We start from the raw sequence: 12,757 nt of genomic DNA, 5'->3' as shown, positions 1-12,757 counted from the left end.
GTGGTGCCGGCACCCGCGCCCGGGCCCCGCGCCGTCCTCGTCGGACCGCCCGGCTCGGGCAAGTCGACCGTCGCCCAGCTCCTGGCCCGTCGCTGGGGGCTCGCGCACCGCGACACGGACGCCGACGTCGAGGCCACGGCCGGCAAGCCCGTCGCCGAGATCTTCGTGGACGACGGTGAGCCCGCGTTCCGCGCCCTGGAGCGCGACGCCGTCACGACGGCGCTCGCGCAGCACCGCGGCGTGCTCTCCCTCGGCGGGGGTGCGGTCCTCGACGCGTCCGTCCAGGACGCCCTCTGGGCCTACGCCGAGGGTGGGGGAGAGGTCGTGTTCCTCGACGTCACGCTCGCGCACGCCGCGCCGCGCGTCGGGTTCAACCGGTCGCGCCCCCTGCTGCTGGGCAACCCCCGCGCGCAGTGGCAGGCGCTGATGACGGCCCGCCGGCCCGTCTACGAGCGGCTCGCGACCCGCACCGTCCTGACCGACGCCCGGACCCCGGCCCAGGTGGCCGACGACGTCGTGCGGCTTCTCGAGGCCGCGGCCCCGGACCAGCACCCGACCCCGCAGGAGCAGCAGTGAGCGAGAGCGCCCCGACCACCACGATCCGCGTCGAGGGGGACGCGCCGTACGACGTCGTCGTCGGGCGCCACCTGCTGGGCGAGCTCCCGCAGCTCCTGGGCGAGGGTGTGCGCCGCGTGCTCGTGGTGCACCCCGCCTCGCTCGCGGCCACCGCCGAGACGGTGCGCGCGGACCTCGCCCAGACCTACGAGGCCTTCGCGGCCGAGGTGCCCGACGCGGAGGAGTCGAAGACCGCGCAGGTCGCGGGGTTCCTCTGGGGCGTGCTCGGTCAGGCCGACTTCACGCGCTCCGACGCGATCGTCGCCGTCGGCGGGGGAGCCACGACCGACCTCGCCGGCTTCGTGGCCGCCACCTGGCTGCGCGGCATCAAGGTCGTGCACGTGCCCACGACGCTCCTCGCGATGGTCGACGCCGCCGTCGGCGGCAAGACGGGCATCAACACCGCCGAGGGCAAGAACCTCGTGGGGTCCTTCCACCCGCCGGCCGGGGTGCTGTGCGACCTCGCTGCCCTGGAGACGCTGCCCCGCTTCGACCTCGTCGCCGGGCTCGCCGAGGTCGTCAAGACCGGCTTCATCGCCGACCCCGAGATCCTCGAGATCGTCCGCCGGAACGCCCCGGCGCTCGCCGCCTGGGCGGGGGCGGACGCGCCCGAGGAGGTCTGGGCGGCGCTGCGCGAGCTCGTCGAGCGCTCCGTCGCCGTCAAGGCACGCGTCGTCGGCCAGGACCTCAAGGAGTCCGGGCTGCGGGAGATCCTCAACTACGGGCACACCCTCGGGCACGCCATCGAGCTCTCCGAGCGCTACGCCTGGCGCCACGGCGCCGCCGTCTCGGTCGGCATGGTGTTCGCCGCCGAGCTGTCCCGGCTCGCGGGGAGGCTCGACGACGCCACGGTCGACGCCCACCGCGAGATCCTGGGCTCCCTGGGCCTGCCGCTGACCTACCGCGGCGACCGCTGGGACCAGCTGCTCTCGGCGATGCGCCGCGACAAGAAGTCCCGCGGCGACATGCTGCGCTTCGTGGTGCTCGACCGGGTCGGCGCCCCCACCCGGCTCGAGGGCCCGGACCCCACGCTGCTGGTGGCCGCCTACGCGGAGATCGCGCAGGACGCGCCGACGGGCCGCGGGCCGGTCGCGCTCTAGCCCGTGCGGCGCCGGTAGGCGGCGAGCGCAGCGGCGTAGGCCACGGCCAGGACGGCGACGAGCCAGGCCAGGGCGACCCAGATGTCGCCGCCGACGGGCTCCTGCGCGAAGAGCGCGCGGACGGTGTCGACGACGGCGGTCGCGGGCTGGTTCTCGGCGAACCACGCCACCGGGCGGGGCATCGTGTCCGTGGGGACGAAGGCCGAGCTGACGAACGGCAGGAAGATGAGCGGGTAGCTGAACGCGCTCGCGCCGTCGACCGTCGTCGCGCAGAGCCCCGCGATCACGGCGAGCCAGGTCAGGGCGAGCGTGAACAGCACCAGGATACCGACGACGGCGAGCCAGGCGCCCGCGGACGCCCCGGTGCGGAAGCCCAGGAGGAGCGCGACGGCGACGACCAGTGCGACCGAGACGAGGTTCGCGACCAGGGACGTCAGCACGTGGGCCCACAGCACGCTCGGCCGCGCGATCGGCATGGACCGGAAGCGTTCGACGATGCCGCCCTGCAGGTCCAGGAACAGCCGGTAGGCCGTGTACGCGACGCCGGACGCGACGGTGATGAGCAGGATGCCGGGGAGCAGGTAGTCGATGTACGGCTCGTCGGACCCGGTGTCGATCGCGCCGCCGAGGACGTAGACGAACAGCAGCATCAGCGCGACCGGGGTGACGGCGGTGGTGATGATCGTGTCGGGGCTGCGGGTGACGTGCCGCAGCGAGCGGCCGGTCAGGGTGCGGGTGTCGGCGAGCGCGAGCGTGGTCATCGGGACTCCTCCTCGGTCGTGGCCTCTCCCGTCACCGCGAGGAAGACGTCCTCCAGCGACGGCTGCTTCTCGACGTGCTGCACCTCGGCCGGTGGCAGCAGCGCCGTGAGCTCGGCCAGGGTGCCGTCCTGGACGATCGTCCCCCGGTGCAGGATCGCGATGCGGTCGGCGAGGCGCTCGGCCTCGTCGAGGTGCTGGGTGGTCAGCAGCACGGTCGTGCCGCCCCGGGCGAGGGCCTTGATCTCGTGCCAGACCTCGATCCGGGCCTGGGGGTCGAGCCCCGTGGTCGGTTCGTCGAGGACGACGACCGGCGGCGCACCGACCAGGCTCATGGCGAGGTCGAGCCGACGGCGCATGCCGCCGGAGTAGGTCGACGCCCTGCGGTCGCCGGCGTCGGTGAGCGAGACGCGGGCGAGCAGGTCGTCGGCGACCGCCCGCGGGACGGGCAGGTGGCGCAGGCGGGCGACGAGGACGAGGTTCTCCCGGCCCGTGAGGATCTCGTCGACCGCGGCGAACTGACCGGTGAGACTGATCGAGGCCCGCACCTCGGCGGCCTGCTCGCGGACGTCGAAGCCGTGGACGGTCGCGGTGCCCGCGTCGGCCACCAGCAGCGTGGCCAGGATCCGGACCAGCGTGGTCTTCCCGGCGCCGTTCGCGCCGAGCAGCGCGACGACGGCGCCCGCGGCCACGTCCAGGTCGACGCCCCGCAGCACGGGCAGGTCCCCGAACGACTTCTCGATGCCCCGCACCCGGATCGCGGGGACCTGGTCGGTTCTCATGGGTGTCTCCTCGTCTGCGTCTCCTCGGCGGGGACGTCTCAGGGACGGCGGACGACGACGTCGCCGTAGCCGGTGGTGGCGTGGATCTCGGCGGTGTCCTCGTCCTGCCCGGGTCCCGCGGCGGGCGCCAGCCGGTTGCGGACGCTCCCGTGCTGTGAGGCGACGTCGAGCCAGGCGGCGGTGCCCTCGGGCACGCCGACCTCGATCGAGCCGTAGGAGGTGGTCAGGGTGAGGGTGCCCCGCTCGACGCGGCCGACGCGGACGCCGCCCGAGGCGGTCTTGGCCGTCACGGCGCCGCGCACCCGGTCGACGACGACGTCTCCGTGCGCCCCGTGCACCTCGAGGGTGCCCGTGACCGAGCCGACGGTGGTGGTGCCGTTGCTCGCCCGCACCGTGGCGTCGCCCTCGACGGCAGCGATGCGCACGGCTCCCGCGCCCGCCCTGACGTCGACGGGGCCGGTGACGCGGCCGACGACGACGGAGCCGGCCGAGACCTTCAGGCTGAGCCGGGCGGCGTCGCCCACGCAGGCGTCACCGGCGGAGAGCGTCATCTCGACGACGCCGAGGGTGCCCTCGACGTCGAGGGTGCCGGTCCTGCCGCGGACCTCGGAGCCCTCGGGGAGCTCGACGGTGATGTCCGCGGTCCCGGCGGCGAAGGGTCGGACGAGCTGCTTCCACGACCCGGGACAGGCGATCGTCACCGCGTCGCCGTCGCGTCCGACGCGGACCTCCTCGGCGGCGCGCACGCTGCCCGGCCTCGAGGACGAGGTGGGCAGCACCGTGACGACGACGTCGTCCCGGTCGCCGGCCACGACGTGCAGGTTCGCGAACGGCACGTCCACGAGGACCGGGACGGGCTGCGGGGCGGGGAAGGTGGGCATGGCAGGGCTCCTGTGGTGGGTCGGTGGTGCCGGTGGTGCCGGTGGTGCCGGTGGTGTCACGGCGTGCGGCCGGGCGGTCAGCGCACCCAGCCGGTGACGCGGCCGGTGCCGCGCGGGTCGGTCCGGGCCTGGGGGTCGGGCCGGTCGCCGGGCTGCTCGAGCGCGGCGGTGACCGCCCGCACGAGCCAGGTGTTCACCGAGACGCCGTCGCGGGCGGCAGCCGTCTCGGTCTGCTGCTTGAGCGTGTCGGGAAGGCGCAGGGTGGTCCGGCTGGTCGCGCCGGGCTCGGCGTCCGCACCGGTCGTGGCTGCGGGCGCAGCGGACGGCGTCGGCCCGCCGGAGGACCGCGAGGGCGCCGCCGCGACGACGAACTCGGGCGAGCCGCCGCGCAGGCGGACGTCGACCGACCCGGGCGCGAGCTCCGCGGAGATCTCGCCGGCGGCCTCCGAGAGCGCGTCGAGCAGGACGAGGCGCGCGGCGGCGTCGAGCGGGGCGGTGAGCCGTTCGGCGAGCTCGCGGGCGTCGTCGCCGCCTGCCGCGGCCGCGACGGCGAGCTGGCGGTGCAGCTCGCCCACATGTCGGTTCAGGTCCATGACGCCAGCATGACACCACTATGACGTCATGACAAGTCAACGTGGTGTCGTGGTGCGACCGGCACCCTGGTCCGTACGCTCGGGAGATGAGCAACGCGTGGCGGGGCGTGGTCGCGGCGATGGCGGACGAGGGCCGGTTCGCGCTCCTCGGTGCGGTCGTGACGGCCCACGCCCAGGACGCGCCGCTGCGCCGCCTGGACCTCTCGGCGGACCAGCGCCGCCGGCTGGGGCCGCTGCTCGGCTCGGGCCTGGTGGTGGCCGACGGCGCCGGCCGGCTGCGTCCGGACGTCGGGGCGCTGCGGGCGCTCCTCGAGGGTGCTGAGGGCGCGCCGGGCGCGGACGCCGGCGGCGCCGACCCGGAACGGTTCCTGCGGCGCGGGCGCCTCGAGGTGCGCCCGCGCCGGCGCGAGGACCGGGACCGCGTGCTGCGCTACGTCGCGAGCCGCGACCTGCCGCTGCAGGAGCCGCTCACCGAGCGGGAGGTGACGCTGCTGCTCTCGCGCCGCGGGCGCGACCCGGTGGGCCTGCGCCGGGAGATGGTCGACGCGGGGGTGCTGCGCCGCACCACCGACGGGCGCACGTACTGGCGCGAGCGGGTCACCGAGTTCGACGACCTCTCCGGCGGCGGCCCCTGACGGGCGCCGGGCTCAGGCGGCCGGCTCCGCCCACCGGCCCCGTGCGCGCAGCACGTCGCGCAGCACGTCCGCGCGGTCCGTGACGATGCCGTCGACGCCGAGGTCGAGCAGGCGGTGTATGGCAGGCGCCTCGTTCACGGTCCACACGTGCACCTGGCGGCCGGCGCGGTGGGCGGCCGCGACCGTGCGAGCGTCCACGACGCGCAACAAACCGGAATCCTCGGGGACCTGCAGCGCGTCGGCGCCGCGCAGGACGGCGCGCGCGGTGCCGGCCGGCATGCGGGTGCGCGCGGCGAGCAGGAACGCCGCGACCTCGCCCCGGCCCGCCGACGTCGCGACCGGGCGGCTCAGCAGCGCGAGGGTGTCGCGGCGCCGACGGGCCGAGAACGATGCGAGGCACACCCGGTCGTGGGACGCGGTGCGCTCGATCGCCCGCGCCACGGCGGGCGCCCCGGCGGCGGCCTTGACGTCGACGTTCACCCGGAGCCCCGGCCAGGTGCCCAGCACGTCCTCGAGCAGCGGCACCGGTTCGACCCCGCCGATGCGGGCCGAGCGCACGAGGGACCACGGGAGGTCGGCGACCGCCCCGAGGCTGTCGGTCGTGCGGTCGAGCGCCGCATCGTGCAGGGCGACGGCCACGCCGTCGGACGTCGCGTGCGCGTCGGTCTCGACGTACCGGAAGCCGAGCTCGACGGCCGCGCCGAACGCGGCCATCGAGTTCTCGAGCCCGTCGAGCGAGAACCCGCGGTGCGCGAGGGCGAGCACGCCGCCCGGCGCGTCGAGATACGGGTGGGACCACGCGCCGGGACGGCCGCCGCGGGCAGGGCGGTTCATCGCGCGCCCCCGCGGTTCCCGGACCGGGCGTTCCCGGAACCGTGGCCCGGCAGCCGCTCGCCGAGGAAGGCGGTCATCGCCTCCAGGTAGGCGGCGCGGGGCACGTCGTCGGACAGCGCGAGGTCGTGCACCCCGCCCTCGACGACCAGCGGGGTGACGTCCGCACCGAGCCGGGGGGCGAGGCGGGCGATGTGGCGCACGTCCAGCACCGTGTCCTGGCGGTCGAGGTCGGGGTTGTCGGGGGAGTCGGGGCCCGACGACGCGGACCGGGCGACGAGCACGGGGCAGCCGACCGCGAGACCGCGCGCCACGCGGGCCTGCCCGCGCAGGACGGCGCGCAGCCACCCGGCGCGGGCCGGCACGCCCTCGGGCCGCTTCAGCCGGGTGTCGAAGTCCCACCGTCCGCCGTGGGAGACGTGCTGGTAGGTGGCGTAGTACGACGGCGCGGAGCTGAGCCGGCGCATCGGTGACCACGGGGCGGCGACGTCCACGAGCCGGGCGGCGGCCGGCGCGAGCCAGCGGCTCGCGCCGATGTCGAGGAACGGGCTGTCCAGCACGAGGGCGGCGAGCGTCCCGCGCTCGCGGTGGGAGTGCGCCCACAGCGCCGCGACGAGCCCGCCGGTCGAGTGGGCGTGCGCGGCGACGGGCAGCCCCGGGTGCAGGGCCCGCACCGTGGCGACCGCCGTCGCGAGGTCGCCGGCCTGCTCGCGCAGGTCCTGCTGGAAGTGCGGGACGTCGTCCGGCCGCAGGGAGCGCCCCGCGCGGCGGGCGTCGACGGCATAGAACGCGTACCCCGCGTCCGCCACGGCCCGGGCCAGGTGCGCCTGGAAGAAGTAGTCGTTGTAGCCGTGCAGGTGGACCACGGCGCCGCGCGGGCGCGCCGGGGCGGGCGCCAGCCGCACGAGGGTGGCGCGCCCCGCGCGGCGCTGCTCGAAGGGTGCCCCGAGGAGCGTGTCCGGGTGCCACAGGTCGTCCGACGGTGCGCGCGCCATGCCCCGAACCTACGGGAGGCGGGCGCCGGAGGCGGGCCGTGGTGCCGGGAGCGGCGAGCCCAGCGACCTGCGCCCGGCGCGCTCGGCGAAGGCGTCGAGCGCCGTGAGCACCTCGCTCGCCTGCCAGAGCAGCGAGCGGCGCCGCCCCCCGAGCTCGGTGAGCGCTCCCACGTCGACGAGGCGCCCGATCGCCCGCATCGCGTTCGGCTGCGTCACGCCCAGCTCGCTCTGCACCAGGGCGGTGCTGACGACGGGCTGGCGGAGCACCACGTCGAGCAGCGGCCAGGCCGCCGAGTCGGACCGCGCCCGCAGGTCGGCCGACCAGCGCCGGTGCGCCTCGCGCAGGTCGGACACCAGCACCCGGCCGTTGACGACGGACGTGCGTGCCGCCTGTGCCAGCGACTCCACGATGGGCGCCGGGTCCCCCTCCCGGTACGCCGTCAGGGCGTCGAAGTACGCCCGCGTGTCCACCAGCAGCCCTGCGGAGACCGGGACGGTCACCGCCCGCGTCAGGCCGCGCCGGCGCAGCAGCGCGTGCACCAGCGCCCGGCCGGTGCGCCCGTTGCCGTCCACGAAGGGGTGGATGGTCTCGAACTGCGCGTGCGCCAGGGCCGCGTGCGTCAGCGCGGGCACGTCCCCGCGACGCGTGAAGGCCACCAGGTCCTCCAGCGCAGGGCGCACCAGGGCATGGTGCGGCGGGACGAAGCCGGCGTCGTGCGGCGAGTACCGCCCCCCGCCGATCCAGACCTGCTCGGTGCGGACCGCGCCGGCGAAGTCGGCGTCTCCCATGAGCGCGGCGTGCATGGCCAGGAGGGACGCGACGTCGACGCGCTCGGAGAGCGCGAGCGCGGCCCGCATGGCGTGCACGTTGCCCACGATCTGCACGGCGTTCGACCGCGCCGCCTCGCCCAGCTCCGCCAGCGCGATCTGCCGCGCCCCGGACGTGAGGTTCTCGATCTGCGACGACGAGGCCGACTCCGACCGCAGGAGCACCGCGGCGAACGGCGCGACCTCGCCGCCCACGTCGCGGTCGAACTCGCGCACCAGCTCGGACGCGTCCTCGACGGACGCCACCACGCCCCGCGGCAGCCGCACGTCGACGTCCGCGACCTCCGGCAGCACGGCCGACGCGTACGGCGCGGCGAGACGTGTCCGCGCCGAGCGGGACAGGACGTCGGGGGGGAGCGCCGAGCGCCACCGGTGCTCCTCCCAGGAGACCGGCGGCCAGGTGCCGGGCGCTGACGCATCGGGTGCCACGCCTCCACCCTACCTTCCGATGAGCGGCTAAAGGATGGATAGGGCCCGGCGGTCCATCCGCTGCGCCCGGTCGGCGACCGGCGTCATGGCCGCGTCCCGGCGGCGCGGACGACGCCGACGTCCCGTCGCCCGTCCACGCCCCGGCCCGCCGGGAAGCGCACGAGCGTGAGCACCACGAGACCCACCAGCACGACCCCGACGATCCCGAGGATCCCCCAGTACTGCGCGCCGCCGACCGTGACGAACGCCGAGAACGCGAGGGGCGCCATGAAGCTCGCGGCCCGGCCGGTCGTCGCGTAGAGCCCGAACGCCTCTGTCTCGCGGCCCTCCTCGGCGAGCCGCCCGAGCAGGGCTCGGCTCGCCGACTGCGCCGGACCGACGCACCCGCTCAGCAGGAGCCCGCAGACCCAGAAGACCGTCCTCCCGCCGTCGTGCAGGAAGAACACGCCGAGCCCGGCGAGGACGAGCACCGTCAGCGCGACCAGCACCACGCGCCGCGGCCCCACCCGGTCGTCCAGCCAGCCCGCGGCGATCGTCGAGAGCCCGGCCACGAGGTTCGCCGCGATCGCGAACACGATGACGTCGCTCGCGTCGAACCCGAACGTCCCGGACGCGATCACCGCACCGAACGTGAACACGCCGGCCAGCCCGTCGCGGTACACCGCGCTCGCCACCAGGTACCAGAGCGTCGAGCGCCCCGTGCGCCACAGCGCGGCGACGTCGCGCCCGAGCCTGCGGTATGCGCCCCGGACGCCGATCGCGGCGGCGCTCGCGGCCCGGGGCCGCTCCGGCACGGCGAGGAGCACCGGGACCGCGAACACCGCGAACCACACCGCCGAGAGCAGCACGCTCACGCGGACGTCGAGCCCGTCGGCGTCCGTCACGCCGAACCAGCCGACGTCCGGGGAGATGAACCCGACGAACAGGACCAGCAGCAGCACGATCCCGCCCACGTAGCCGGCGCCCCAGCCCCAGCCGCTGACCCGCCCGATCGTGCGCGGCGTCGAGATCCCCAGCAGGAGCGCGTTGTACGCCACCGACGCCAGCTCGAAGAACACGTTGCCCACCGACAGCAGGACGACGCCGAGGACGACCGCCTCCGAGAGCGAGCCCGGCGTGGGGCGGACGAAGAACATCGCCACCATGGCCCCGAAGACCACCGCGGAGTTCGCGCCGAGCCAGACCTTGCGGCGTCCCGAGGCGTCCGCCAGCGCCCCGAGCGCCGGGGCGAGCAGGGCGATGAGCAGGCCCGCGACCGTCAGCCCCCAGCCCAGCCACGCGGCGTGCTGCGCCGTGACGGCGTCGACGTCCGCGCCTGCCTCGACGAACGCGTCGCTGGTGATCCAGCGCGTGAAGACGAAGGTGGTCACGACCGCGTTGAACGCCGCCGAGCCCCAGTCCCACAGCGACCACGCCACGACCTGGCCGACCGTGCCGCTGCTGCGCGGCACCGGCGGGGGAGCAGGAGGGCTCGGGGTGGCGGGCGTCACGTCGGCGGGAGGCACGCGCCGATGCTAGTCCGGCTGCGCCGCCCGCACGGCCCATGCACCGGCGACACGAGGCGATAGCCTCGGCGCATGACGCGCGTCCTCGTCCTCAACGGACCCAACCTGGGGCGCCTGGGCGTCCGCGACCCCGACGTGTACGGGTCCGTGTCCTACGCGGGGCTCGTCGAGCGCGCCCGCGCCTGGGGCGAGGGGCTCGGGCTCGACGTCGAGGTCCGCCAGACGGACGACGAGTCACAGCTGGTCGGCTGGCTCCACGAGGCGGTGGACGCCCGCGCCCACGTCGCCCTCAACCCCGCTGCCTTCACGCACTACTCGTACTCGCTGCGCGACGCCGCCGCGCAGGTCACCCAGGCGGGCCTGCACCTCGTCGAGATCCACATCTCCAACCCCTACGCCCGCGAGGAGTTCCGGCACCGGTCGGTCGTGGGCCCGGTCGCGACGGGCACGATCGCCGGGTTCGGGCTCGGCTCCTACCGGCTCGCGCTGCAGGCGCTCGCGGACCTGCTCGGCACCGCGTCCGACGCATGACGGTCCGCACGGCAGTCAAGTCCACATCCTTGATATCGGAGAATTAAGCCTCTAGGCTTGATGCATGTTCGTCCTGACGATCGACCAGCAGGGCAGCACCGGCAACCCGGACCGGGTCCCCGAGCTGCTCGAGACCCTCAGCGCCGCCACCGCCACCCGCACCGGCGTCGTCCTGCCCTTCGAGCGGACCGTGGGGGACGAGGTCCAGGGTCTGTGCGAGGACGCCGGGACCACGCTCGACGCGGTCCTCGCCGTCGCGCGGTCCGGCGGCTGGAGCACCGGGCTCGGCGTCGGGACGGTCGCCCGGCCCCTGCCACCCTCCACGCGCGAGGCCACCGGGGACGCCTTCGTCGCCGCCCGCGCCGCCGTGGACCGCGCCAAGGCGCGCGGGACCGGCGCGGCGCTCGCCGTCGACGGCGCCCGCGCGCGCGACTGCCGCGACGCCGAGGCCGTCCTCCGCCTGGTCGCCGCCGTCCTGGCGCGCCGGAGCGCACCGGGGTGGGAGGCGGTCGATACCCTCGCGGCGTACGAGGGCCGGCGCAAGGACGTCGCCGCGGCGCTCGGCATCACCGAGCAGGCGGTCAGCCAACGCCTGCGTGCCGCGCTGCAGAGCGAGGTCGACGCCGTCCGGCCCGTCGCCGAACGACTGCTCACGGAGGCCGACCGATGAACGACGCCTGGACCGCGGTGCTCCGGACCCTCACCGTGCTCGTCGCGCTCGCCGTGAGCACCGGTGCCGGCGCCTGGGTGGTGCCCGTCGTGCTGCGCGCCGCGTCCCGGCGCCCGGACGACGGCGCCCCGCCGTCCGGGCCCGGCCAGGCGCCGCCGGACCCGGACCCGGCGGCGGGCCCCACGGGGACCGTCGCCCTCGAGGCGCTGCGGGGCGGGACCTGGATCGGGCTGCTCGAGCGCTTCGCGGTCACCGGCTGCCTCCTGGTCGGGTACCCCGCCGGGATCGCGCTGGTCGTCGCCGTCAAGGGGCTCGGCCGGTACCCGGAGCTGCGGGAGCGGCCCGCCGCCTCGGAACGGTTCGTCGTCGGGACGCTCGCGTCGATGCTGTGGGCCGTCAGCCTCGGGCTGGCGGGGTCGGCCGTGCTCGGGCTGCTCCGGTAGACTGGACCGAGTTTTGCGCGGCCCGCCCGCGCGCTGCGCGCCGCCTGCCCGCACCCCGAGGGACGCGGCGGCGTCCCGCACCTCCCGACACGACAGGAAGTCATCGAACGTGGCAACGACGAACGACATCAAGAACGGCACCGTCCTGCGGATCGACGGCCAGCTCTGGACCATCATCGAGTTCCAGCACGTCAAGCCGGGCAAGGGTGGCGCGTTCGTGCGCACGAAGATGAAGAACGTCATCTCCGGCAAGCAGGTCGACAAGACGTTCAACGCCGGGCTGAAGATCGAGACGGCGAACGTCGACCGTCGCGACATGCAGTACCTGTACAAGGACGGCGACGACTTCGTCGTGATGGACACCTCGACGTACGACCAGATCACGATCCCGGCCGCCGTCGTCGGCGACAACGAGAAGTACCTGCTCGAGGGCGTCATGATCACGGTCGCGTCGAACGACGGGACGCCCCTGTACACGGAGCTCCCCTCCTCGGTCGTCCTCGAGATCACCTACACGGAGCCGGGCCTGCAGGGCGACCGCTCCACCGGCGGCACCAAGCCCGCGACCCTCGAGACGGGCGCGGAGATCCAGGTCCCGCTGTTCCTCGAGCAGGGCACCCGGGTCAAGGTCGACACGCGCGACGGGTCGTACCTCGGCCGCGTGAACGACTGACGTGAAGGCACGCACCAAGGCGCGCAAGCGCGCGCTCGACGTCCTGTTCGAGGCCGACCAGCGGGGGAGCGACGCGGGGACCCTGCTGGCCGACCGGCTCGTCGAGCCCGGCACCGAGGCGGCCCTGCCGCAGTACTCCGTCGACCTCGTCGAGGGCGTCCTCGCCCGGCGCGAGCGGATCGACGAGCTGCTCGCCACCTACTCGCACGGCTGGACGGTCGAGCGCATGCCGTCGGTCGACCGCGCGCTCCTGCGCATCGGCACGTGGGAGATCCTCTACAACGACGACGTGCCCGACGCCGTCGCCATCGACGAGGCGGTGGACCTCGCCCGCGCGCTGTCCACGGACGAGTCGCCCGACTTCGTCAACGGCCTGCTCGGCCGGATCCTCGAGCTGAAGCCGACGCTGCTCGCCTGACGGCGCGGTGTGACGGACGTCGCCGACCGCATCCTGGTCGCCGCGGTGCCCGTCGCCCGCGCCGCGCTAG

Annotated in this window: 16 protein-coding genes; 8 read left to right on the top strand and 8 right to left on the bottom strand. The window is 75.4% G+C overall.

Features of this window, described 5'->3' with window-relative positions:
• Both EDF32_RS11440 and aroB read left to right on the top strand, forming a co-directional pair.
• The gene (locus EDF32_RS11440; RefSeq protein WP_370449974.1) at positions 1 to 576 is read left to right on the top strand and encodes a shikimate kinase; all 576 of its coding nucleotides are present in this window, start codon (positions 1 to 3) and stop codon (positions 574 to 576) included.
• Positions 573 to 1,715, top strand: a complete 1,143-nt coding sequence (gene aroB, locus EDF32_RS11435) for a 3-dehydroquinate synthase (RefSeq protein WP_233565875.1) — start codon at positions 573 to 575, stop codon at positions 1,713 to 1,715. Before EDF32_RS11440 ends, aroB begins: the two co-directional genes overlap by 4 nt.
• Here the strand turns inward: aroB and EDF32_RS11430 are convergent.
• The 4 genes from EDF32_RS11430 to EDF32_RS11415 form a co-directional block, all read right to left on the bottom strand.
• Entirely contained in the window at positions 1,712 to 2,476 is a 765-nt protein-coding gene (locus tag EDF32_RS11430) for an ABC transporter permease (protein ID WP_123308657.1), read from the bottom strand. The two genes, aroB and EDF32_RS11430, sit on opposite strands and share 4 nt — an antisense overlap.
• Positions 2,473 to 3,255 (bottom strand): ABC transporter ATP-binding protein, encoded by a 783-nt coding sequence (locus EDF32_RS11425; RefSeq protein ID WP_123308656.1) that lies wholly within the window; start codon positions 3,253 to 3,255, stop codon positions 2,473 to 2,475. The genes EDF32_RS11430 and EDF32_RS11425 overlap by 4 nt, the downstream gene beginning before the upstream one ends.
• 38 nt (positions 3,256 to 3,293) lie before the next feature.
• Positions 3,294 to 4,136, bottom strand: coding sequence for a DUF4097 family beta strand repeat-containing protein (locus EDF32_RS11420; RefSeq protein WP_123308655.1), 843 nt, complete (start codon positions 4,134 to 4,136; stop codon positions 3,294 to 3,296).
• A 77-nt stretch (positions 4,137 to 4,213) separates the two neighbouring features.
• Positions 4,214 to 4,729 (bottom strand): histidine kinase, encoded by a 516-nt coding sequence (locus EDF32_RS11415; RefSeq protein ID WP_123308654.1) that lies wholly within the window; start codon positions 4,727 to 4,729, stop codon positions 4,214 to 4,216.
• A gap of 86 nt (positions 4,730 to 4,815) precedes the next feature.
• On the opposite strand from EDF32_RS11415, the gene EDF32_RS11410 reads away from it, so the two are divergent.
• On the top strand, positions 4,816 to 5,364 hold the full coding sequence (locus EDF32_RS11410) for a DUF2087 domain-containing protein (RefSeq protein WP_123308653.1): 549 nt from the start codon (positions 4,816 to 4,818) through the stop codon (positions 5,362 to 5,364).
• Positions 5,365 to 5,376: 12 nt separating this feature from the next.
• On the opposite strand, the gene EDF32_RS11405 is transcribed toward EDF32_RS11410, so the two are convergent.
• The 4 genes from EDF32_RS11405 to EDF32_RS11390 all read right to left on the bottom strand — a co-directional run bounded on the left by EDF32_RS11405 (position 5,377) and on the right by EDF32_RS11390 (position 9,952).
• Positions 5,377 to 6,198 carry a glycerophosphodiester phosphodiesterase family protein gene (locus EDF32_RS11405; protein WP_123308652.1) on the bottom strand — a complete coding sequence of 274 codons (822 nt, stop codon included), beginning with the start codon at positions 6,196 to 6,198 and terminating at the stop codon, positions 5,377 to 5,379.
• The gene (locus tag EDF32_RS11400; RefSeq protein WP_123308651.1) at positions 6,195 to 7,190 is read right to left on the bottom strand and encodes an alpha/beta fold hydrolase; all 996 of its coding nucleotides are present in this window, start codon (positions 7,188 to 7,190) and stop codon (positions 6,195 to 6,197) included. Before EDF32_RS11400 ends, EDF32_RS11405 begins: the two co-directional genes overlap by 4 nt.
• A 9-nt stretch (positions 7,191 to 7,199) precedes the next feature.
• Positions 7,200 to 8,447 carry a Fic family protein gene (locus tag EDF32_RS11395; protein ID WP_123308650.1) on the bottom strand — a complete coding sequence of 416 codons (1,248 nt, stop codon included), beginning with the start codon at positions 8,445 to 8,447 and terminating at the stop codon, positions 7,200 to 7,202.
• Positions 8,448 to 8,530: 83 nt separating this feature from the next.
• A complete protein-coding gene (locus EDF32_RS11390) occupies positions 8,531 to 9,952 on the bottom strand; it encodes an MFS transporter (RefSeq protein ID WP_233565874.1) in 1,422 nt (473 codons plus the stop codon).
• Positions 9,953 to 10,024: 72 nt separating this feature from the next.
• On the opposite strand from EDF32_RS11390, the gene EDF32_RS11385 reads away from it, so the two are divergent.
• The 5 genes from EDF32_RS11385 (at position 10,025) to nusB (ending at position 12,687) form a co-directional block, all read left to right on the top strand.
• The gene (locus tag EDF32_RS11385; protein ID WP_123308649.1) at positions 10,025 to 10,483 is read left to right on the top strand and encodes a type II 3-dehydroquinate dehydratase; all 459 of its coding nucleotides are present in this window, start codon (positions 10,025 to 10,027) and stop codon (positions 10,481 to 10,483) included.
• Between the two features lie 64 nt (positions 10,484 to 10,547).
• Positions 10,548 to 11,153 (top strand): hypothetical protein, encoded by a 606-nt coding sequence (locus EDF32_RS11380; protein ID WP_123308648.1) that lies wholly within the window; start codon positions 10,548 to 10,550, stop codon positions 11,151 to 11,153.
• Positions 11,150 to 11,596 (top strand): hypothetical protein, encoded by a 447-nt coding sequence (locus EDF32_RS11375; protein WP_123308647.1) that lies wholly within the window; start codon positions 11,150 to 11,152, stop codon positions 11,594 to 11,596. Before EDF32_RS11380 ends, EDF32_RS11375 begins: the two co-directional genes overlap by 4 nt.
• A 109-nt stretch (positions 11,597 to 11,705) precedes the next feature.
• Positions 11,706 to 12,269: an elongation factor P gene (efp, locus tag EDF32_RS11370; protein ID WP_123308646.1), complete on the top strand. Its 564-nt coding sequence runs from the start codon at positions 11,706 to 11,708 to the stop codon at positions 12,267 to 12,269.
• Between the two features lies 1 nt (position 12,270).
• A complete protein-coding gene (gene nusB, locus EDF32_RS11365; RefSeq protein WP_123308645.1) occupies positions 12,271 to 12,687 on the top strand; it encodes a transcription antitermination factor NusB in 417 nt (138 codons plus the stop codon).
• Positions 12,688 to 12,757: the final 70 nt, after the last annotated feature.

It is taken from the genome of Cellulomonas sp. PhB143 (assembly GCF_003752595.1).
GTDB lineage: Bacteria > Actinomycetota > Actinomycetes > Actinomycetales > Cellulomonadaceae > Paraoerskovia.
This window is presented reverse-complemented; position numbering and strand designations above follow the sequence as displayed.

Bases quoted from the DNA above. Each gene is read 5' to 3' on its own strand.
- EDF32_RS11420 (WP_123308655.1), bottom strand. From the start codon at position 4,136: ATGCCCACCTTCCCCGCCCCGCAGCCCGTCCCGGTCCTCGTGGACGTG.
- EDF32_RS11425 (WP_123308656.1), bottom strand. From the start codon at position 3,255: ATGAGAACCGACCAGGTCCCCGCGATCCGGGTGCGGGGCATCGAGAAG.
- EDF32_RS11375 (WP_123308647.1), top strand. From the start codon at position 11,150: ATGAACGACGCCTGGACCGCGGTGCTCCGGACCCTCACCGTGCTCGTC.
- EDF32_RS11430 (WP_123308657.1), bottom strand. From the start codon at position 2,476: ATGACCACGCTCGCGCTCGCCGACACCCGCACCCTGACCGGCCGCTCG.
- EDF32_RS11380 (WP_123308648.1), top strand. From the start codon at position 10,548: ATGTTCGTCCTGACGATCGACCAGCAGGGCAGCACCGGCAACCCGGAC.
- EDF32_RS11415 (WP_123308654.1), bottom strand. From the start codon at position 4,729: ATGGACCTGAACCGACATGTGGGCGAGCTGCACCGCCAGCTCGCCGTC.
- EDF32_RS11400 (WP_123308651.1), bottom strand. From the start codon at position 7,190: ATGGCGCGCGCACCGTCGGACGACCTGTGGCACCCGGACACGCTCCTC.
- EDF32_RS11385 (WP_123308649.1), top strand. From the start codon at position 10,025: ATGACGCGCGTCCTCGTCCTCAACGGACCCAACCTGGGGCGCCTGGGC.
- EDF32_RS11405 (WP_123308652.1), bottom strand. From the start codon at position 6,198: ATGAACCGCCCTGCCCGCGGCGGCCGTCCCGGCGCGTGGTCCCACCCG.
- EDF32_RS11410 (WP_123308653.1), top strand. From the start codon at position 4,816: ATGAGCAACGCGTGGCGGGGCGTGGTCGCGGCGATGGCGGACGAGGGC.